Consider the following 21,025-nt stretch of genomic DNA (forward strand, 5'->3'; position numbering starts at 1 on the left):
TCTGGCAGCAATGCTAACCCGCGTCTGATTCCTCACGGCAGGCCAGCCTTTGCCTCACGGGAGTCATAGTGTCTAGGGCTAGCGCGAGGCAACTGGCCGAAAACAGACCGCCGCTGCCGCGGGCGCTGCCGGCCTGACAGCAGCGGTATTCGCCACGACGGCGACAGCTTTAGTTTTCCGGTACCGTCACCATCCAGCCGAGACCGAAGCGGTCCACCACCATGCCGAAGCCCTTGCTCCAGAAGGTGGCTTGCCACGGCATCATCACCTGTCCGCCGTCGGCTAGCGCATTGAAATATTTTTCGGCCGATGCCGCATCGTCGGCTGTCAGCGACAGGTTGAAGCCGTTCATCGGGCCGGCATTGGGGTCGCAGTGGCCGTCGGACGCCATCCAGACCGTCGAACCGAGCTTAACGCTCGCGTGCATGATCTTGTCCTCCATGCCGGGGCGCAACTGTCCCTGTGCGTCGGGCGGTGCTTCCTTGTAGCGCATCAGGAACACCACCTCCGCGCCGAGTTTCTCGCCGTAGTACTTGAGCGCTTCTTCGCAACGGCCGTTGAAAAAAACGTAAGGCTGGACATACATGATCGTCTCCCGGAGTTTTGGGTCAGCGGAACGCGGCGCTGCGAACCTCCAGACGTGCACAGGTTGAGGTGCGGGCGGGCGTGCAGACGATTGTAGTCGTCCGTTGCAGCAGCAATTGTGACTTTGTGCCGGAAGAGCGGCGGGTTCGACGTGGCCCCGATAAAACGCGGCCAGAGGCGAGTCAGAGGCGAGTCAGAGGCGAGTCAGAGGCGAGTCAGAGGCGAGTCAGAGGCGAGTCAGAGGCGAGTCAGAGGCGACCCGGAAGCGACCCGGAAACGACCCAGAAACGACCCAGAAACGGCGCGCGGCCCTGAACCGGAAGGCTCAGGGCCGCGCGCTTGAACAGAGGAGACGGGTTTAACGCAGCGCTTCGATCAGCTTTTCCAGCTTGACGGCGTCCGCGGCGAACGCGCGAATGCCTTCGGCGAGTTTTTCCGTCGCCATCGCTTCGTCGTTGACGAGGAAACGGAACGACGATTCGTCGACCGGCACGCGTTCGATGTCCGCGCCCGTGGCGATCTCCGGCGACAGCTTGCGCTCCACTTTCTCGGTGCTCTCCTGCAGCTTTTGCAGCAGATCCGGACTGATGGTCAGCAGATCGCAGCCGGCCAGTTCGAGAATCTGACTCGTCGTGCGAAAGCTCGCGCCCATCACCTCGGTTTTGTAACCGAACTTCTTGTAGTACGCGTAGATGCCGCGCACCGATTTGACGCCCGGATCGTTGGCGCCGCCGTCTTTCGCTTCGTCCCAGGCGCTGCCGGCGTTCTTCTTGTACCAGTCGTAAATGCGGCCGACGAACGGCGAAATCAGCTGCGCGCCCGCTTCGGCACAGGCGGCCGCCTGCGCGAGCGAGAACAGCAGCGTCATGTTGCAGCGGATGCCTTCTTTCTGCAGCACTTCGGCCGCGCGGATGCCTTCCCACGTGGAGGCCAGCTTGATCAGCACGCGCTCGCGCTCGATGCCGTGGTCTTTGTACAGCGCGATTAGTTCACGGCCCTTGGCGATCGAGCCTTCGACGTCGAACGACAGGCGCGCGTCCACTTCGGTCGACACGCGGCCCGGGATGATCTGGAGGATCTCGGTGCCGAATGCGATCAGCAACTGGTCGATGATCACGCCGACCGGCTTCGACGCGTGCGCTTTCACGGTTTTTTCGAGCAGCGGACGGTAATCGTCCTTCTGCACGGCCTTGAGAATCAGCGACGGATTGGTGGTCGCGTCCTGCGGCTTGTACTGGGCGAGTTGCTGGAAGTCGCCGGTATCGGCAACGACGGTGGTGTATTGCTTGAGCTGGTCGAGTGCGGTTGTCATGTTCGAGCCTTCAGGGCGTACGTGCGCCGTGGTTCAGGAGAAATGAGGTCGCCGCCGGACAAAAAGTACAACCAGTCCGGCGGCCGGGGGTCACGCTGCAGCATTTACCCGCCATGTTGCCGGGAAACGCTGCCGGATACTTCTATTCTATGGCGGATCGCCTGATGCGGCATTGACACTTGCCCCGGCGATCCGTTCACGCGGATTTCAGGCCCCGTTTTTCCGGCGCCGCATTGTCACGGACGCCGTCAGACGCGGCGCGCGTTCAGCACCAGTTGCGTCAGCACGCCCGCAACCAGTCCCCAGAATGCCGAGCCGATCGACAGCAGGGTGAGGCCCGAGGCTGTCACCATGAACGTCACCAGCGCCGCTTCGCGCTGTTTGAGGTCTTGCATCGCGTTGGCAAGGCCGCTCATGATCGAGCCGAACAGCGCCAGCGCGGCGACGGAGACGACCAGCGCCTTCGGCAAGGCCGCGAACAGCGCGGCGATGGTCGCACCGAAAATCCCGGCGATCAGATAGAAAATGCCGCACCAGACCGCGGCGGTGTAACGCTTGCCGCGGTTTTCGTGCGCTTCGGGGCCGGTGCAGATCGCCGCCGTGATCGCCGCAAGATTGATGCCGTGCGAGCCGAACGGAGCGAGCAACAGCGAGATGATGCCGGTCGTCGAAATCAGCGGTGCGGACGGCGTCGTGTAGCCGTCGCCGCGCAGCACCGCGATGCCCGGCACGTTCTGCGACGCCATCGCGACGACAAACAGCGGAATGCCGATGCTGATGCTCGCGGCCACCGAGAACGCCGGCATGGTGAACACCGGGTGCGCGAGCGCGACATGAAAGCGGCTGAAGTCGAGCAGGCCGAGCCCGCCGGCGGCGATCGTGCCGACGCTCAGCGTCGTGACGATCGCGTAGCGCGGCACGAGGCGTTTGACGATCAGATAGGTGAAGAACATCGTCAGCACGAGCGCGGTCTGGAACTGCGCGGCGCGGAAAATCTCGATGCCGATTTCGAACAGAATGCCCGCCAGCAACGCCGAGGCGATGCCTGCCGGGATTTTTTTCATCAGCGTATCGAACCAGCCGGTCAGGCCGACCACGGTCAGCAGCAACGCGCAGACGATAAACGCGCCGATCGCCTCCGCGTAAGCCACATGCGGCAGCGACGACACCAGCAGCGCCGCGCCCGGCGTCGACCATGCGATTACGATCGGCGCGCGAAAACGCAGCGAGAGGCCGATCGTGCCGACGGCCATGCCGATCGACAACGCCCAGATCCACGACGAAATCTGCGCATCGGTCAGATGCGCGGCCTGGCCCGCCTGGAACATCAGCACCAGCGAACTGGTGTAGCCGGTCATCATCGCGACGAAGCCGGCGACGACGGCTGACAGCGAGGTGTCGGCGAACGGTCTGAGACGTCCGGGCGATGCGGTGGCAGCGGAAAATTCGGGCGATGAAGACGGACTCATGCAGATACTTTCTTGTAGTTGGCGTTAGAACGTGAACGGATTATTTGCTCAGCATGCGCATTGCCGTTTCGAGGCCGGCAAGCGTGAGCGGATACATGCGGTGGCCGAGCACTTCGCGGATTGCGCTGACCGACTGCCGGTACGGCCACAGGGCCTCCGGCTCCGGGTTCAGCCACGCATAATGCGGAAAATGATCCGCCAGCCGCCGCAGCCACACGGCGCCGGCTTCGGGATTGTTGTATTCGACCGAGCCGCCCGGCTGCAGCACTTCGTATGGACTCATCGTCGCATCGCCGACGAAGATCAGCTTGTAATCCGGCGTGAACTTGTGCAGCACGTCCCACGTGGGCATGCGCTCGGCGTGGCGGCGGCGATTGTTCTTCCACAGGAAGTCGTACACGCAGTTGTGGAAGTAATAGAACTCGAGGTGCTTGAACTCGGCCTTGGCCGCCGAAAACAGCTCTTCGGTGCGTTTGATGTGATCGTCCATCGAGCCGCCCACGTCGAGCAGCATCAATACCTTCACCTTGTTGTGCCGCTCAGGCACCATCTTCAGATCGAGCCAGCCGGCGTTTGCAGCGGTGCTGCGGATCGTGTCGGGCAGATCGAGTTCTTCGGCGGCGCCTTCGCGCGCAAAACGGCGCAAGCGGCGTAGCGCGATCTTGATGTTGCGTGTGCCGATTTCGACCTGATCGTCATAATCGCGGTAGGCGCGCGCTTCCCACACCTTGACCGCCGTGCGATTGCCCGCCGCATCGCCGCCGATGCGCACGCCCTCCGGGTTGTAGCCGCCGTTGCCGAACGGCGACGTGCCGCCCGTGCCGATCCATTTATTGCCGCCTTCGTGGCGCTCTTTCTGTTCGTCGAACAGTTCCTTGAGGCGCTCCATCAGCTTGTCGAGACCGCCCATCGCTTCGATCTGCGCTTTTTCTTCGGGCGACAGATCGCGTTGCAGCTTCTTCTTCAGCCAGTCGAGCGGGACGTCGAAGGCAAGCTCCGAGGTTTGCGCGACGCCGTTGAAATACGCGCCGAACGCCTGGTCGAATTTGTCGAAGTATTGCTCGTCCTTGACCAGCGTGATGCGCGCGAGATAGTAGAAGTCGTCGAGCGACGGCGCGATCACGTTGGCTTTCAGCGCTTCGAGCAGCGTCAGATATTCCTTCACCGACACCGGCAGTTTGGCCGCGCGCAGCGAATAAAAGAAGTCGATCAGCATGCTGTTTCCTCTGCGGCGGCTGGGGGGCGGCGGTACTGCGTGCTCAGCCACGTCGTGACGACGGCAATAGCGGTATTAACGGTATTAACGGTGTTAGCGGTTGTTGCGGTTCATGAAGATCAGCCGCTCGAACAGGCTTACGTCCTGTTCGTTTTTCAGAAGCGCGCCATGCAGCGGCGGAATGATCTGTTTCTGATCGGTGGAGCGCAGCGCCTCGGACGGAATGTCTTCGGCGAGCAGCAGTTTCAGCCAGTCGAGCAGTTCCGACGTGGACGGTTTCTTCTTCAGTCCCGACACGTTGCGCAATTCGAAGAAGCTCTGCATGGCCGCGGCGAGCAGTTCCTTTTTGATGCCGGGATAATGCACTTCGACGATCTGCTGCATCGTTGCCGGATCGGGGAACTTGATGTAATGGAAGAAGCAGCGGCGCAGGAACGCGTCGGGCAGCTCCTTCTCGTTGTTCGACGTGATGATGACGAGCGGGCGCTGTTTGGCGCGAATCAGCTCGTGCGTCTCGTACACGTAGAACTCCATGCGGTCGAGTTCGCGCAGCAGGTCGTTCGGGAATTCGATGTCGGCCTTGTCGATCTCGTCGATCAGCAGCACCGTTTGCTGGTCCGACTCGAACGCCTGCCACAGCACGCCCTTGACGATGTAGTTGCTGATGTCCTTCACGCGCTCGTCGCCGAGCTGCGAATCGCGCAGACGCGACACCGCGTCGTATTCGTACAGACCCTGCTGCGCCTTGGTGGTGGACTTGATGTGCCACTGCAGGAGCGGCATGTCGAGCGCGGCGGCGACCTCTTCGGCCAGCATGGTTTTGCCGGTGCCGGGTTCGCCCTTGATCAGCAACGGGCGTTTCAGCGTCATCGCGGCGTTGACCGCGAGCTTGAGGTCGTCGGTGGCGACGTATTGCGATGAGCCTTCGAAACGCATGGCGAGATGCTCTTTTTGGGAAAAAAACCCAGTATAAGTCAGAAGGCCTGTTGGGCTGAACGGCGCCCGCGTAGGGTGTCACCCGCGGTGTCATCCACGGTGCCGGACGCCGGCGGGCGGTGGCCGGGCGGCTCTCGGGCGGCCGGCGGGTGGCCGGCGGGTGGTGGCGGCATGGCCCGCGGCGCGCCTTTCGCGCGCTGACGCGGCTGCAGCCGGTCCGCCGCGGGCGGCAGGTTTGGCGCCCGCGCAGCAAAGCGGCCCCGGGCGCGGGTTCGTGGCAGCCGGATGCGCCGCCGCCCCGCGCGGTGGACGTTCGGCGCGGCGTCGCGGTACAATTAGCCCGATTTTTTTGGCCTGCGTGGCTACCCTATAAGAATGACGGCGCGGGCCGTTGCCTTTTTTGGCGCCCGTTTCCCCTCAAGCCAGGTTACATGCTATGAATAAATTCGTCGGCAAACACGTCGTGATCGCAGCGCTGTCGGTGCTCGCGGGCTATGCGGCCAGTGCGCAGGCAGCGGATGTCGTCGGCAACGCGAAGGCGGGCCAAGGCAAGGTCGCGATGTGTATTGGCTGCCACGGCATCCCTGAATACCGCACGGCTTACCCTGAGGTCTACCGCGTGCCGATGCTCGGCGGCCAGAATCAGGCGTATCTCGAGAACGCGCTGCACGGCTACAAGAAGGGCGACCGCCATTTCGAAACGATGCACGCGATCACCGTGTCGCTGTCGGATCAGGACATCGCCGATATCTCTGCCTACTACGCAGCGCAAAATTCCTCTTCGAAGAACAATCCCGACAAGTGATCGGCGTCGGTCACTCGGTTATTTATATTCGCGGGATAGGAGAATTCATGAATAAGCCCCAACAGGCACTCCACACGGTGTTCAAGGCTGCATGCGCGTCGGCGGCAGTGATCGGTCTGGTTGCAGCGAACGTCGCGCACGCCGCCGACGCCGGCAACGGCAAGGTGCTGGCCGACAGCCACAATTGCGCGGCTTGCCACGGCGTCAACCTGAACAAGCCGGTGAGCCCGGAATATCCGAAGCTCGCCGGTCAGCACGCCGACTATATCTACTGGGCGCTGCGCCAGTATCAGATGGGCAACGGCAATCCGCACCTCGGTCGCAACAACGCGATCATGCAGGCGCAGGTGCAAAGCCTGTCGCCAGGCGACATGAAGGACATCGCGGCTTATGTCGAATCGCTGGACGGCGATCTGGTGCAGAAGAAGTAAGCGCGCTGCGCTCTTGCCGAGCTCGCTTTTTTTCGCACCATTCCTGATTGAACGACACCCTGCTTCGGCGGGGTGTCGTGCTTTTGGCGCCGCGATTTGCGTTATTGCGTGACGCGCCGACCGCCGTGGTCCGGCCGCGCCGTGGCCGCTCAGTCCCGCGTGGCGCGCCGTTCGATACGCTGCAAATACGCGTCCGTATCCGGCGGGGTGCCGGTGCGCTGCGCTTCCCAGATGGTTTCGCCGAGGCAGTCCATGATCGCGTGTTGCGCCTCATGGGTCGAGCCGAGGCGCGCGGCGAGGCGCTCGTGCGCGGCACGAATGCCGGGCGGCTGGTCGATCGAGAGTTGCTCGGTGATCGCCAGATGCATCGACAGATGCAGGAACGGGTTGGTCTGTCCGCGTTCGGGCGAGTAGTCCTGGGTTGCCGCGCCTTCGCTATCGGCCAGATCGGCGTGGTACTCGGGATGCTCGACGATCCAGTCGGCGGCGATCGCTTCGAGCGGCGTCAGAATCTCGCCTTGACGCTGCTTGCGCCAGGTGTCGGTGAAAAAGAGGCGAACTTCGTCGCGGCTGGGATTGAACATCGTGGGGCCGGTGCGTTGAGGTCGATGCGGGGGTGCAGGGCGTCATTTTACGCCGGGGCTGGAGCGCTTGCTGACCGTGCTGCAGGCACCCCAAGCAACCCAAGCACCCCTGGACGGCAATGCTGCCGGAGGGGGCGCGACCGAGGCGCGTGTTCGCTTCGTCGCTGCGCCGCGTTCAAAGATCCGGCGGCGGCGTCTTCGGGCGGAACTCGCACAGCGGCTCGATCACGCAATGCCAGCATTCCGGCCGGCGCGCCTTGCATACGTAGCGTCCGTGCAGGATCAGCCAGTGATGCGCATCCTGCTTGAATTCGGCCGGCGTGAATTTCTCCAGCGCCACCTCGACTGCGCGCACATCTTTTCCCGGCGCCAGCCCGGTTCGATTGGCAACCCGAAAGATATGGGTATCGACGGCGATGGTCGAATGGCCGAACGCGGTGTTCAGGATCACGCTCGCCGTTTTTCGGCCGACGCCGGGCAGACTCTCGAGCGCTTCGCGATCTTCCGGCACTTCGCCGCCGTACTGGTCGAGCAGGATGCGGCAAGTCGCGATAACGTTCCTGGCCTTGGTCCGATAGAGGCCGATGGTCTTGATGTAGTCCGCGACACCTGCTTCGCCGAGGTTGAAAACCTGCTGCGGCGTGTTCGCGACGGGGAACATCTTGCGCATCGCTTTGTTCACCGACACGTCGGTGGCCTGCGCCGACAGCAGCACGGCAATCAGCAGTTCGAACGGTGTGGTGTACTCGAGTTCGGTGGTGGGGTGCGGATTGAGACTCTGAAGCGTCTCGTAGATGGCGCGGCGTTTGTTCGCGTTCATGCGGAGCGTGAGGGTGAGGTGCGGTTAGCGCTTCGTGGAGTGAGTGTCGGTGTCGTCGTCCGCCGCGAGTCCGAGACGGAGGCGGCGCGCCTCGGCAGCGTCGATCTGCGCCTGCACGTCGGCACTGACATGCTCGGTGTTCAGCGGACCTTGTCCTTTGGCTGCCAGCTCTTCTTTCTTCTTGCGCGCACGCTCGAGCGCGGCCTGGATGATCGCGCGTTTTTTCGCTTCAGCGTCGTCCGCGGCCGGCGCGGCGGGCGCGGTGGGTGACGCTCCAGCCGAGGCTTCAGCGCCTTGCACAGGCGCGCCACTCGCGGCTCGCCGCGCTGCAGCACGCGCTTCGGCGGCTTCGCGTTCGCGCGCAAGACGCGTTTCGCGCCGGTCGTGGCGTTCACGCGCGGCGTCGGCCTGGGCCTGGCTCCACGCGTTCCAGCCGGTTGCTTCGCCGGTGACGGGCGGCATCGCGATGCAGTCGACCGGACAGGGCGGCACGCACAGGTCGCAACCGGTGCAGAGCTCCGCGATCACCGTATGCATCTGTTTCGGTGCGCCAACAATTGCATCGACTGGACAAGCCTGCATGCACAACGTGCAGCCGATGCAAAGTTGCTCGTCGATAACCGCCAAAGGACGCGGCCGTTCAACGCCATTGGCGGAATTGAGCGGAATCACCGGCTTGCCGAGCAGCGCGGCGAGGCGCGCGACGCCTTCGGCGCCGCCTGGCGGGCATTGGTTGTAATTGGCCTCGCCGCTGGCGACGGCTTCGGCATACGGACGGCACGCCGGATAGCCGCACTTCGTGCATTGCGTCTGGGGCAGCAGATCTTCGATGCGATCTGCGAGTGTTATGGAATCGGTCACGGTCACGACATTGGGGCTTGCTTCGCGGCCGCGCGGCGCCGAGGGCGGCCTCGGGGAAAGCACGCGGCAGGCTGGGCAACACAAAAGCGCGGCGAAAGCGCGCAAAAACCTGCCGATGCAGGCGAATACGCGCAAGCGCTCGCTCACGCTGGGCTTGAACTAAATAGCACATTATCGCCGATTTCCCCAATTGCGATCCGCAATCCATGTGCCATAATCGAAGCGCTTTTTCGAAAGACCGCAGAAGGGTGTCCCCCAACCATGGCGCGCCCGTTCAACGCTGTCGGTGCAAGGCCCGAGGAGAGGCCGGCGGCGCGATCCGGATAACGCGGCTCACGAAGACGATGCCACCATGAATCAGCCGAAAATCAAAAGAGATCCTGAAGGCACGCGGCGCCGCATTCTGCTTGCGGCGGCCGAAGAGTTTGCAAATGGAGGGTTGTTCGGCGCGCGCGTCGATCAAATCGCCCGCCGCGCGGAAACGAATGAACGCATGCTCTACTACTACTTCGGTAGCAAGGAGCAGCTTTTCACTGCCGTACTCGAGCACGCATTCAGCGCGCTCAATGAAGCGGAGCGCACGCTCGAACTGAACGGCGTCGCGCCGGTCGAGGCCATCACACGCCTCGCGCATTTTGTTTGGGATTACTACCGCGATCATCCCGAGTTGCTGCGTCTCGTCAATAACGAGAATCTGCATGAGGCACGCTACATGCAGAAGTCGACCCGCATCCGCGAAATGATCTCGCCGATTGTCGCGACGCTCGGCGGCATTCTCGAGCGCGGCCAGCGCGCGGGGTTGTTTCGCACTAACGTCGACCCGCTGCGCTTTTATGTGACGCTGTCCGGCATGGGCTACTACATCGTGTCGAACCGCTTCACGCTCGAAGCGACGCTCGGCCGCGATTTCAGCACCGCAAGCGAACGCAGCGAACTCGTGCAGATGAATATGGAGTTGCTGCTCGCGTATCTGTTGCGGCGTTAGGGCGCATCGCACGCGCCAAGAAACCTCAGAAACTTCAGAGGCGCGAGAAGCGTAAGACGTTCCAGAAACGGCAACGGCCTCCGAAGAGGCCGTTGTTCTATCTGTCTGCGTGACTGTGTGACGCTCAGGCTTCGACTTTTTCCTTCGTCACCTTCGGCGCCTTGTTGTGCTCGAGGATGAAGTCGCGCAGCTGCGGATAGATGATGGTGCGCCAGCGGCGGCCCGAGAAAATGCCGTAGTGGCCGCATTTCTCCGCTGTGAGGTGACGCTTGTCCTGCTCCGGAATTCCGCTGCACAACCCGTGCGCGGCGAAAGTCTGACCGTCGCCGGAGATATCGTCCAGCTCGCCTTCAATGGTGAGAAGCGCGGTCTTCCTGATGTCCTGTGGACGCACACGCTCGCCGGCGACGTCCCACGTGCCTTCGGCAAGACGGAACTCCTGGAACACCATGCGGATCGTGTCCAGGTAATAGTCCGCGGCCATATCGAGCACCGCGTTGTACTCGTCGTAGAAGCGGCGATGCGCTTCGGCGTCGTCTTCGTCGCCACGCAACAGGCTTTGGTAGAAGTCCCAGTGCGACGCCGCGTGCCGCTCCGGATTCATCGCGACAAAGCCGGTGTGTTGCAGGAAGCCCGGATAAACCTTGCGGCCCACGCCCGGATAGTTCGGCGGCACCGTGAAGATCACGTTGTTCTCGAACCATTCGTACGAGTGCTGCGTAGCCAGCGAGTTGACCGAAGTCGGGCTCTTGCGCGCGTCGATCGGGCCGCCCATCATCGTCATGGTGCGCGGCGTGTCTTCGCCGCGGCTCGCCATCAATGAGATGGCGGCGAGCACCGGCACGGTCGGCTGGCACACCGAGATCACGTGCAGATTCCTCGCTCCGATGTGACGGATGAATTCCTGGATGTAGGCGATGTAGTCGTCGAGGTGAAACTCGCCTTCTTCGAGCGGCACCATGCGCGCATCGATCCAGTCGGTCAGGTAGACCTTGTGGTCTTGCAGCAACGTTCGCACGGTATCGCGCAGCAGCGTGGCGTGGTGTCCGGACAACGGTGCGCACACCAGCACGATCGGCTCGTCTTTCAATTGGATAACGGCGTCGCTGTCGTCCGCGAAACGCTTGAAGCGCATCAGGCGGCAAAACGGCTTTTCGATGATCGTTTGTTCGATGATCGGGATGTTATGGCCGTCTTTGACGATTTGATGAAGGTTGAACTCGGGCTTCTCGTAGTCTTTGCCGAGCCGGTAGAGCAGTTCGTAACCGGCCGACAGGCGCGTGGCGCCCGGCACGTAGGCGAGAGGGCTGGCCGGATTCGCGAACGACTTCGACGCAGCCTGAGCCCAGGCGGTAAGGGGGCTTAACATCGCCCGCTGGAATTCGTGAAATTGGTAGAGCATGGGTGCTCCGTACTTAAGCGGTTCGCATGGGGCTTCGCAAACACGCTGTGGCGTTGCGGCAGGCCGTATTGGTTGTTTGTTGGCGCATTGATTTTCGGCCGACGGTCGGGGTGATCATATCGAACAAAGCGTATTTGTGCAATGCAGCAATTTGCGCGCGACGGACGCTCAAACTGTCATTAGATCATGCTACTGGCGATGCTGCCGCGCCGCTATCAGGGCTTGCCGCAGCCTTAAGTTGTGCCTCTCCGATGCCGTTATGAGGTGGCTGGCCGGTGGCCTCGGCCATTTTCTGCTCGTGCTTCATCAGGTTCAAACCGGTGTGCACCAGCGCCACATGCGAAAACGCCTGCGGGAAATTGCCGACGAGGCGCTTCGCGGTGGGATCGTATTCTTCAGACAGCAAACCGACGTCGTTGCACAGCGCGAGCAGCCGTTCGTACATCGTATGGGCCTCATCGATGCGGCCTTGCAGCGCGAGGTTGTCCACCATCCAGAACGAGCACGCGAGGAAGGTGCCTTCTCCGGGCGGCAGGCCGTCGTCGTATTCCGTGGTGCGGTAGCGCATCACGAAGCCGTCACGCATCAGATCTTTTTCGATCGCCGCCACCGTGCCTTTGATGCGCGGATCGTCCGGCGGCAGGAAGCCGACCAGCGGCATCAGCAACACGCTCGCATCGAGCTGGTCGCTGCCGTAGAACTGCGAAAACGCGTTGAGCGCCGGATTCCAGCTGTTCGCGCACACCTCTGCGTGGATTTTCGCGCGGGTCGCGCGCCAATCGTCGAGCGGGCCGTCCAGCTTGAACTTTTCCGCCGACTGGATCGCGCGGTCGAAGGCGACCCACGCCATCACCTTCGAGAAGGTGAAATGCTGTGGTCCGCCGCGCGTTTCCCAGATGCCTTCGTCCGGTTCGAGCCAGATCGTGTCGAGGTGGCGGAGCAGCGCGCGTTGCACGTTCCACGCGGTGTCGTCCGCCTGCAGGCCGCCCACGCGCGCCAGATGCAGCGCGTTCATCACCTCGCCGTAAACGTCCAGTTGCCGCTGGCCGACCGCGTTGTTGCCGATCCGCACCGGTCTCGCGTCCTGATAGCCCGGCAGCCAGTCGATTTCGAACTCGGGCAGACGCCGTTCGCCGGCGATGCCGTACATGATCTGCAACTGATCCGGCGCGCCGGCCATCACGCGGCCGAGCCAGGTGCGCCACGCGCGCGCTTCGTCGTAATAGCCGCCGCGCATCATCGCCAGCAGTGTGATGGTGGCGTCGCGCAGCCAGCAGTAGCGGTAGTCCCAGTTGCGCGCGCCGCCGAGCTGTTCCGGCAGCGAGGTGGTGGGCGCGGCGACGATGCCGCCGGTCGGTTCGTAGGCGAGCGCCTTCAGCGTGATCAGCGAGCGGCGGATCGGCTCGGCCCACTTGCCCCCGACGGTGCAGCGCGACGACCATTCGAGCCAGTGATTCTCGGTGCGCGCGAGCGCCGTGTGCGGATCGCGCCCGGGCGGAATGCGCAGATGCGAGGCGGCGTAAGCCAGCGAAAACGGCACCCGCTCGCCTGCGGTGACGGTGAATTCGGCGACGGTCTTCATGTTCTCGCCGCGCAGTTCGACCGGCGTGCGCAGTACCGCGGTGTCCGGGCCGGCGATCGCCTTGATGCCGCTGTCGTGCTTCAGGCGGTCGACCCACGGAATCGAAAAGCCGTAATCGAAGCGCAGCACGAGTTCCATCCGCATGCGCACGGCGCCGCGTTTGCCCACCACGATCCGAACCATCTCCGACCAGCCGTTGCCCGGCGGCATGAAATCGATCAGCGTGACCGCGCCCTCGGGCGTATCGAAATCGGTTTCGAGGATCAGGGTTTCGCCGCGATAACGGCGCGTGATCGTCGGCGGCGTGTCGCAGACCGGCGCAATCAGCCAGCGGCCGTTGTCGGGCGTGCCGAGCAGGGCGGCGAAGCAGGCGCCGGAGTCAAAGCGCGGCCAGCAGAGCCAGTCGACGGAACCTTCGCGGGAGACGAGCGCAGCCGTGTGGCCGTCGCCGATGAGTGCATAGTCTTCGATGAGTGCGGGCATGGGGAGCGTGTCTCTAGTGCGCGCGGCCATGGCCGCTGCGCTTGGTGCCGTTGTTACTACCGGACTCGCGCGATGCGCTTTGGGTCAGCGCGCAATGAGGCAAAACGCGAGTTGGTAAATTGTCAAATCACTGCCTACAATCGGACTTCAACCTGCTGCGCCACGCCTTCCGCCTGGCGCATCGGTCTTGCCCCTAGCGCGTGCAGACGCCGTCTCGGAGGACAAAAGCCATGCTGAACCCGTCGAAATCCGATTGCATCACGATTCTCTCGGCCGCCAGCGAACTTGCCGACGATTCGATGTTGCCGCTCGACCCTAGCCGCCTCGGCCTGTCCCGCAACGGGATGCTGGCCGCCGCGGCCTTCCTGAGCGAACGGGCCTGCTTCCGCCATTACCGCGAACGTGACGGCCATTATGCCGTCGGCGCGCTGTCGCTGCAGGGGCGCCTGCGGCTCGAGCAGCTGTCGAACGGCTGACTATCCCGGAGGCGCGGGCTTCGGCCTCGCGCAGTTCGTCCGCGCAGTTTGCCCGCAGTTTGCCGCCAGGCGTTACAGCCAGGCTCCTCGTCACGGCAACCGTCACCGCGCGTGCCGTTCGTTTCGCTTCCTTCGCTTCTTTCCTATACCCGGCCGCGCTCATGCGGACCGGTCGCCGGGCTCGCACGCTCCCGGCCGTTCATCCCTCGCTGCCGTCTGCCGCCGCTCAGAAGTGCGACGACCCCACGCCGAAGAGTCCAATGATGCCGATGATGATCAGATAGAGCGCGACGATGTAGTTCAACAGGCGCGGCATGACGAGAATCAGAATGCCGGCGATCAACGAAACGAGCGGGCCCAGGCTGAGTGTGACGTTCATGAAGACTCCGTGGTGTGAGACTCGATTGAGAAAACGACCTGTGAGGCGGGAACGATTGCTGCTCGTGCACACCGATAACCGGTAGCCGGATTGGCTGCATGATCCGGTGCAACGCTTTTATACTTGCGTCGACAACTACAGTGCTCGACCGACGGCGCGGCAGACCAGAGACACATTACAACCGATTCAACCCAATAACCGATGTCCAGGAGGTCGTATGCTTCGTGGTGCCCCGGCCGCGGTGCGCGCCGTTTCAAGCTCTGCTTCGCCGTTACCGTCAACGGCAGGATTCGCCGGGCGGCCGGCTCCTTTGCGCTCCGCCCGCTCGATAATAAAAGGTTTCGTGCTCATGGTCTCGATTGTTGCGTCGCATGCGTTTGCGCAGGATGCCGGTCCGGCTCCCGCCGACGGCGTCTATGACCTGCTGGTCGGCACTTATACGGGCAGCAAGAGCGAAGGACTCTACGTCTATCGCTTCGACACGAAGACCGGCGAGGCGACCCGCGTATCGGTCGCGCAGACGGTCAACCCGTCGTATCTGGTGGTCAGCCGTGACCGCCGCTTCGTGTACGCGGTCAACGAATTGCCCGGCGACAACGGCCCGGCGACGCAGCGCGGCGGCATCAGCGCATTCCGCTTCGACGCCGCGAGCGGCCAGCTGAGCTTCCTCAACAAGGTCTCGTCGGACGGCAATGATCCGTGCTATCTGAGCCTGTCGCCGGACGGCAAGTATCTGCTGAGCGCGAACTACTCGGTGGCCGCCGACCCTGGCGGCAGCTTCGCGGTGTTCCCGTTGCAGGCGGACGGCCAGGTCGGAGCCTCGGTGCTCACGGTGCATCACGAAGGCGGCGGTCCGGTGAAGGGCCGCCAGGACAACTCGCACGTGCATTCGACGGTGTTCTCGCCGGACGGCCGTTACCTGTTCGCGCAGGATCTCGGCGCCGACAAGCTGTACTCGTACCGCTACACACCCGACGGCAGCCGCGGCCTGTTCGGCCCGACCGACTCGCGCTACACCCAGGAGAAGGCCGGCACCGGCCCGCGCCATCTGGTGTTCGGCGTCGACGGCAAGCATGCGTACCTGGCGAGCGAGCTTAACGCTACGGTCAGCGCTTTCGAGTACAACGACGGCAAGCTTGCGCAAGTGCAGACGTTGCCGCTGACGGAGCCGGGCTTCAAGGGCGCGGTGGGTGCCGCGGCGATCCATCTGTCGCCGGATGGGCGTTTTCTGTATGCCTCCAATCGCGGCGATGCGAACGAGATCGTGATCTTCTCGGTCGACCCGGGCAACGGCCGCCTGAAGAAGATCGGGCATCAGTCGAGCCTCGGCAAGTCGCCGCGTGAATTCGCGATCGACCCGACCGGCAACTGGCTGATCGTCGGCAATCAGAACAGCGACACCGTGTACGTGTTCAGGCGCGATCAGCAGACCGGTTTGCTCGAGGCGAATCCGAAGCGCTTCGACATCGGCTCGCCGGTGGATTTCAAGCTGGTTTCGCCGTCGTGAGGATTGGGTGACGCGTGTGATGTGAAGACACGCGTTGAATAAAAAACGGGCCGCTCGTAGCGGCCCGTTTTTTATGGCTGGCTTTGCTGCGGCTATTCAGCCGGTCCCGGTGCGAGCACTTCGCGGCTGCCGTTGATGCCCATTGCCGACACCAGGCCCGCTGTCTCCATCTGCTCGACGAGGCGCGCCGCGCGGTTGTAGCCGATGCGCAATTGCCGCTGCACCGACGAGATCGACGCGCGCCGCGTGCGCACCACGAAGGCGACGGCTTCGTCGTAGAGCGGATCGGCTTCGGCGTCCGGCGTTTCGCCGAACAGGTCCTGCGCCGCGCCGCCTTCGGTGGCCGGGCCGTCGAGAATGCCTTCCTCGTATTGCGGCTCGCCGAACTGCTTCAGATACTCGACGATCCGATGCACTTCCTCGTCGGCGACGAACGCGCCGTGCACACGCTGCGGGTAACCCGTGCCCGGCGGCAGGAACAGCATGTCGCCCTGGCCGAGCAGCGATTCCGCGCCCATCTGATCGAGAATCGTGCGCGAGTCGATCTTCGACGACACCTGGAACGCAACCCGCGTCGGAATGTTTGCCTTGATGAGGCCGGTGATCACGTCCACTGACGGCCGCTGCGTCGCGAGAATCAGGTGGATGCCGGCGGCGCGGGCCTTTTGCGCGAGCCGCGCGATCAGCTCCTCGATCTTCTTGCCCGCAACCATCATCAGGTCGGCCAGCTCGTCGATCACCACCACGATGAGCGGCAGGGGCGCGAGCGGCTCGGGCGCTTCGGGCGTGAGCGAGAACGGATTGCCGAGCTTCTTGCCCGTGGCTTCGGTGTCGCGGATTTTCTGGTTGAAACCGGCCAGATTGCGCACGCCGACCGCCGACATCAGGCGGTAGCGTTTTTCCATTTCGCCGACACACCAGTTCAACGCGTTGGCCGCCAGCTTCATATCGGTGACGACCGGCGCGAGCAGGTGCGGAATGCCTTCGTAGACCGACAGCTCCAGCATCTTCGGATCGATCATGATCAGGCGCACTTCGTCGGGCGTCGCCTTGAAGAGCAGCGAGCAGATCATCGCGTTGATCGCGACCGACTTGCCCGAACCGGTCGTGCCCGCGACCAGCATGTGCGGCGCCTTCGCCAGATCGGCGACTACCGGATGGCCGGTGATGTCCTTGCCCATCGCCAGCGTCAGCTGCGAATGCGAGTTCTGGTAGACGTTCGCTTCGAGAATTTCGGACAACCGGATCGTCTGGCGCTTCGCGTTCGGCAACTCGAGGCCCATGCAGGTCTTGCCCGGAATCGTCTCGACTACGCGGATCGACGTGAGGCCGAGGCCGCGCGACAGGTCCTTCATCAAGCCGACGATCTGGCTGCCGCGCACGCCGAGCGCCGGCTCGATTTCGAAGCGGGTAATGACCGGGCCGGCCGAGTGGCCGACCACCGTCACGGGCACTTTGAATTCCTGCAGGCGCTGCTCGATCAGGAGCCCGGTCTCGATGAGCTTTTCTTCGGAGACCGGTTCGACATCGGTGTCGGCACACGCGAGCAAATCGAGCGTGGGCAATTCGACCATCGACGCGGCGGGCGCGCGGAACTCGAAACCGTTGGTCGGGCTGTGGCCGCGCAGCGGCGCACGCGGGACTGCGGATTCGGCGGACTCGGCGGGCTCGGCAGATTCGGCGGATTCGGCGGATTCGGCGGATTCGGCGGGCTCGGCTGTCGGTTCGGCCGCCGGTTCGGCGATGAACGGCGCTGACGATGGCGCGGTTGACGCGATTGGCGCGGTCGTCGAATCGCCGGTCCGCTCCTCGGCGAAATCGTCAGTTGCTGCCGGTTCGGCTTGCGCCGCGAAGCCAGGGAAGCGGACGACGTTCGACGCGCGCGGTGCGCTTTGCGGCGATGCGGCAGCAGCCGCGTCCGATGTTTCCGGCATATCCGACAGGGCGGGGGAGTCCATCGGGTCGGCTTCGATTTGCGCTGCCGCTTCGCTCGCGTTCACGACGTGCAGCGATGGCATGGTGTGATGCGTGGCTGCGGTATCGCTCGACGCGGTGGCGCTGCTCACGCGTTGCGCACCCGCGGACCAAGCCGCGCCCAGCGGCGCGACGGCATCGATCCTGGTTTCCCAGGGCACCAGGGTTTTATCGATGACGACATCGGCGATCGGCGCCGCCGCGATGGCAGGTGCTTGCGTCTGGATCGGCTCGTTCCGCTCGATATGCGCTGCCGGGGTGCTTGCGCTGCCCGGAGCTCCGATCTGCGGCGAAGCGGCAGACGTAGGCTGTCCTGCGTGTGCTGCGTTTGCAGCATCCTCGGCTGCGGCGGTAGCAACATTCGACGTTGTCACTGGCGAAGGCGCAGCCGACTGATGTAACGTTCGCGCGGGTTCAGCATGCGCGTTTGCGTTGCTTTCGGTTTGCACCGCGCTCGGCGCCGAGTTGTTTTCTACGGGGGGCGGTGCTTCTGTCTGCGCGTCGGACGCATAGGGTTCAGCCGCAAAGGCCTGAGCCGGCGCGACGGCGGTGACCGGTGCCGCAGTGAAGGCTTCGACAGGAGCAAACGCGGGAGCCGGCGAAACCGTCGTCACCGTCGCCGTTTCCACACCGGTGCTGCGCGCGAGACTTACACCGGCGAGATCGGTCCAGCGCGCGGCGTTTTCCTCGATGCTGCGAAGGGTTTCCTGCACGCTGGCGGGCGGCGTGACCGGCTGCGTCGTCGCCATCGGCCGCGTGTAACTGGGCGCCGGCGAGCTGAGCGGAGCCGGACGGCGCACAACCGGTGTCGCGGCGAGGTTCGCCCGCGGGGTGGCCGCGAACGTTTGCCCGGCGGACGTGGGCCGGCTGCCTGAAGACACGGCGCTTGCAGCGCCTGGCAGCGCGGACGGACGGTTCACCCCGGAAGTGGAACTTGCAGCCGCATTCGCTGCGGTCCCTGAAACTGTTCGCGCGGCATTCATCGCTTGCGACGCGTGTTCCGCAACGGCCGGCGCGACTGCTGCGCCGGCCAGGCCTGCCGCACCTGCGCCCATGCCGATGGAACCCGCCGGCCGTTGCTCCCCGGCCGGGCGCCGGCCCATCTGCGAGCCGCCATCGCGAGCTGGGGCCGCGCGCGATCCCGCTCCCGATGCCGTCGAGGATGCCGGGCCGCGGGGCGCCGCTGCCGGATCGCGCAACCATCCGGCCGGCGCAACCGGCTCGGCGGGCATCCACGCCGCGGTCCTGTCCTGGTTCAGCGCTTGTCTCGTTACCGGCGCCTGGTGCGGCGGCGTTCCGGACGACGTCCGCGCTGCCGGCTCGGCTTGCTGTGTCTGGCTGCGCGGCTTCACACCGCCGGCGCGCCAGGTCGCCCCGGCGCCGTGCGCCGTTGCGTCCTTGCCTGCCGAAGCCACACCCGTCACGCCCGTCACACCCGCTGCCCCCGTCGCAGCCGTGCCGCGCCCGCTCGCCGGCGGCCGCCAGACGGTCGGGCGTGCATAACGTCCGGTGCGTCCGTTATTTTTGGGCGCCATCGTATTGGCGGACGGCGAAACGTGCGACGGCAAACCGTCATCGACGCTGCGATGGCGGCGCGCTTCCTCGTCGCGTTTGGCGAGGCCGCGCGACAGGCCGAGGCCGAACGCGCCGTCGGCCCATACCGCGACGTCGCGCCAGCGGAAGTCGAGCAGCCAGGGCAAGCTGATCGCCAGCAGCGCGAGCGCCGCGAGCGGCGTGCCGATATGGCCGAGCAGATGACCGAAGCCAGCCGCCAGCGCACGTCCGGCACCATTGACGCCCACCGCGCCGATCAGCGACGCCTCCAGCGTGCAGCTCGCCACCATCACGCAGACAAAGCCGAGCCAAAGGCGGATCGTGCCGGGGCCGCGCAAACCCGCGCCGCCCGGCAGCGCCGACTTCACGAGGCGCCACAAAAGAGGAATGAACCAGATGGCCGACCCGCCGAACCAGCCGAAAACTACCGTGTGCATGCTAGACATCAACGAATGACGGACGCGTAAAAACGCAATCCGTCGAGTTTAAACCGGCGAAGCCCGATGCTTCGAAGGCAGACGCAAGTTTGCTTGCGTCCAGTGGGAAAGCAGGCCGGCGCGCGGCCTGCCGTCGATGAAAAACAACGGCTGCCGCGACAACCGGTGCGCGTCACGCGGACAGCAGCGGCGGCAAGCAGGCCGCCGTACCGTCCGGACCGCATGGCCCAGACCGCATGGTCCAGACCGCATGGCCCAGACCGAATGGTCCAGTCATTTTGCGCTGCGGTCGAACGTCAGCGTGTCGCCGTTATCGAGCACCAGCTGCATCTGCTGCGGCTCGCGCATTTGCACGCCGGTACGGTCGATGTGCGCGAGCGCGTTGAGATACGCGCCTTCGATCTGTCCGCCCGGCGTCATGCACGCCATGCGCGTGCCGCCCAGCGTGCCGAAGCTCAGCTTGCCGTCTTTCAGCGTGTACGAGCCCATGTAGCGGTTGCAGCCGGAAAAGCCGCTGGCGTGGCGCTGGCCTTTGTCAGTGGACAGCACGAGCGTGATCGGTGCGCCCTGAGCCGCAGGCGGAACCGCGCGCGCCGTGCCGTCGGCCTGCTTCCAGCCCGAGAGCACCCAGCCGGTGTCGTCGAGCAGTTGCGTCGCGGCCGGGTTGAACGGGTCGGGCGGCGCGGCTTCCGAGTCGGGATGTTTCGGCATCGCGCAGGCGCTGCACAGCGCAGCCACGCTCAACGCGGCGACGGCGGTGCGCGCATGAGCACGCAGGCAAGTACGCAGCCAGATACGCAGATAAGCACGCAGATAAGCACGCAGCGGCGGACCGGCCGGCGTGACAGCACGGCGGCTGGTCGCTGCATGGGCCGCGCGCGGCGCAGGCGGCGCGACTTGCGACGTGGCCCGGGACGCTGCGGACAACGTGGACGACGGCGTTGCAGGCTGCGCTGCCGTCGACGGCGCACAACACGTTGCGATGAAGCGCGCAACACGTCGCGCGGAGGAGCTTTGGAGCATGGCGTCGTTCCTCTTCAAACTGGCGAAGGCGTAAGGGTAACGCACTAAGCTCGCCGCACGCGAGCGCAACGGCGTGCCGAGGGCGCCGCAGCGCTGTCGCGCGCCTTGCGCGCAGACTGCGCTGCGGCCGGCGAGCGAGGCGCGGCGAGGGATGATGTCGGGGTGTTTATCGGGGTGTGCATCGGGGTGCGCATGTTAACATCG

18 protein-coding genes are annotated in these 21,025 nt (G+C 64.3%); 5 read left to right on the top strand and 13 right to left on the bottom strand.

All coding sequences use genetic code 11. The annotated features are described in order from the left end of the window. Nucleotides 1-169 precede the first annotated feature (169 nt). From AC3WLT_RS30775 to AC3WLT_RS30795, 5 genes are all read right to left on the bottom strand, one after another. Complete coding sequence (locus tag AC3WLT_RS30775) at nucleotides 170-586, bottom strand: VOC family protein (RefSeq protein WP_492595419.1); 417 nt, start codon at nucleotides 584-586, stop codon at nucleotides 170-172. A 357-nt stretch (nucleotides 587-943) separates the two neighbouring features. After that, nucleotides 944-1,897 (bottom strand): transaldolase, encoded by a 954-nt coding sequence (tal, locus tag AC3WLT_RS30780; RefSeq protein WP_492595420.1) that lies wholly within the window; start codon nucleotides 1,895-1,897, stop codon nucleotides 944-946. A 248-nt stretch (nucleotides 1,898-2,145) separates the two neighbouring features. Continuing rightward, nucleotides 2,146-3,366, bottom strand: a complete 1,221-nt coding sequence (locus AC3WLT_RS30785) for a benzoate/H(+) symporter BenE family transporter (RefSeq protein WP_492595421.1) — start codon at nucleotides 3,364-3,366, stop codon at nucleotides 2,146-2,148. Nucleotides 3,367-3,406: 40 nt separating this feature from the next. Continuing rightward, nucleotides 3,407-4,582, bottom strand: a complete 1,176-nt coding sequence (locus tag AC3WLT_RS30790; protein ID WP_492595422.1) for a vWA domain-containing protein — start codon at nucleotides 4,580-4,582, stop codon at nucleotides 3,407-3,409. Nucleotides 4,583-4,675: 93 nt separating this feature from the next. Then, nucleotides 4,676-5,518, bottom strand: coding sequence for an AAA family ATPase (locus tag AC3WLT_RS30795; protein ID WP_492595423.1), 843 nt, complete (start codon nucleotides 5,516-5,518; stop codon nucleotides 4,676-4,678). Between the two features lie 436 nt (nucleotides 5,519-5,954). Here AC3WLT_RS30795 and AC3WLT_RS30800 point away from each other — a divergent pair, with 436 nt between their 5' ends. Both AC3WLT_RS30800 and AC3WLT_RS30805 read left to right on the top strand, forming a co-directional pair. Continuing rightward, nucleotides 5,955-6,323, top strand: a complete 369-nt coding sequence (locus tag AC3WLT_RS30800; protein WP_115104129.1) for a c-type cytochrome — start codon at nucleotides 5,955-5,957, stop codon at nucleotides 6,321-6,323. Between the two features lie 47 nt (nucleotides 6,324-6,370). Further along, a complete protein-coding gene (locus AC3WLT_RS30805; protein ID WP_492595424.1) occupies nucleotides 6,371-6,754 on the top strand; it encodes a c-type cytochrome in 384 nt (127 codons plus the stop codon). 149 nt (nucleotides 6,755-6,903) lie between these two features. Here AC3WLT_RS30805 and AC3WLT_RS30810 read toward each other — a convergent pair whose 3' ends face one another. The 3 genes from AC3WLT_RS30810 to rsxB form a co-directional block, all read right to left on the bottom strand. After that, nucleotides 6,904-7,338, bottom strand: a complete 435-nt coding sequence (locus AC3WLT_RS30810) for a DUF1841 family protein (RefSeq protein ID WP_115104124.1) — start codon at nucleotides 7,336-7,338, stop codon at nucleotides 6,904-6,906. Between the two features lie 175 nt (nucleotides 7,339-7,513). Further along, nucleotides 7,514-8,158, bottom strand: coding sequence for an endonuclease III (gene nth / locus AC3WLT_RS30815; RefSeq protein WP_492595425.1), 645 nt, complete (start codon nucleotides 8,156-8,158; stop codon nucleotides 7,514-7,516). A gap of 24 nt (nucleotides 8,159-8,182) precedes the next feature. Then, nucleotides 8,183-9,025: an electron transport complex subunit RsxB gene (gene rsxB / locus AC3WLT_RS30820; protein ID WP_492595426.1), complete on the bottom strand. Its 843-nt coding sequence runs from the start codon at nucleotides 9,023-9,025 to the stop codon at nucleotides 8,183-8,185. A gap of 346 nt (nucleotides 9,026-9,371) precedes the next feature. Here rsxB and AC3WLT_RS30825 point away from each other — a divergent pair, with 346 nt between their 5' ends. Further along, nucleotides 9,372-10,004 (top strand): TetR/AcrR family transcriptional regulator, encoded by a 633-nt coding sequence (locus AC3WLT_RS30825; protein WP_492595427.1) that lies wholly within the window; start codon nucleotides 9,372-9,374, stop codon nucleotides 10,002-10,004. A gap of 124 nt (nucleotides 10,005-10,128) precedes the next feature. Here the strand turns inward: AC3WLT_RS30825 and AC3WLT_RS30830 are convergent, their stop codons facing one another. Both AC3WLT_RS30830 and AC3WLT_RS30835 read right to left on the bottom strand, forming a co-directional pair. Beyond that, nucleotides 10,129-11,406, bottom strand: coding sequence for a polyhydroxyalkanoate depolymerase (locus AC3WLT_RS30830; protein ID WP_492595428.1), 1,278 nt, complete (start codon nucleotides 11,404-11,406; stop codon nucleotides 10,129-10,131). A 184-nt stretch (nucleotides 11,407-11,590) separates the two neighbouring features. Next, nucleotides 11,591-13,471, bottom strand: coding sequence for a glycoside hydrolase family 15 protein (locus AC3WLT_RS30835; protein WP_492595429.1), 1,881 nt, complete (start codon nucleotides 13,469-13,471; stop codon nucleotides 11,591-11,593). Nucleotides 13,472-13,701: 230 nt separating this feature from the next. On the opposite strand from AC3WLT_RS30835, the gene AC3WLT_RS30840 reads away from it, so the two are divergent. Then, nucleotides 13,702-13,947: a hypothetical protein gene (locus tag AC3WLT_RS30840; RefSeq protein WP_492595430.1), complete on the top strand. Its 246-nt coding sequence runs from the start codon at nucleotides 13,702-13,704 to the stop codon at nucleotides 13,945-13,947. A 226-nt stretch (nucleotides 13,948-14,173) separates the two neighbouring features. Here AC3WLT_RS30840 and AC3WLT_RS30845 read toward each other — a convergent pair whose 3' ends face one another. After that, on the bottom strand, nucleotides 14,174-14,326 hold the full coding sequence (locus AC3WLT_RS30845; RefSeq protein ID WP_115104110.1) for a DUF3096 domain-containing protein: 153 nt from the start codon (nucleotides 14,324-14,326) through the stop codon (nucleotides 14,174-14,176). 349 nt (nucleotides 14,327-14,675) lie between these two features. On the opposite strand from AC3WLT_RS30845, the gene AC3WLT_RS30850 reads away from it, so the two are divergent. Beyond that, on the top strand, nucleotides 14,676-15,833 hold the full coding sequence (locus tag AC3WLT_RS30850) for a lactonase family protein (protein ID WP_492595431.1): 1,158 nt from the start codon (nucleotides 14,676-14,678) through the stop codon (nucleotides 15,831-15,833). A 92-nt stretch (nucleotides 15,834-15,925) separates the two neighbouring features. Here the strand turns inward: AC3WLT_RS30850 and AC3WLT_RS30855 are convergent, their stop codons facing one another. Beyond that, nucleotides 15,926-19,798: a DNA translocase FtsK gene (locus AC3WLT_RS30855; RefSeq protein WP_492595432.1), complete on the bottom strand. Its 3,873-nt coding sequence runs from the start codon at nucleotides 19,796-19,798 to the stop codon at nucleotides 15,926-15,928. A 273-nt stretch (nucleotides 19,799-20,071) separates the two neighbouring features. Then, nucleotides 20,072-20,611, bottom strand: a complete 540-nt coding sequence (locus AC3WLT_RS30860; protein ID WP_492595458.1) for an META domain-containing protein — start codon at nucleotides 20,609-20,611, stop codon at nucleotides 20,072-20,074. Nucleotides 20,612-21,025: the final 414 nt, after the last annotated feature.

Source organism: Paraburkholderia sp. FW306-2-2C-D06C (assembly GCF_058781505.1).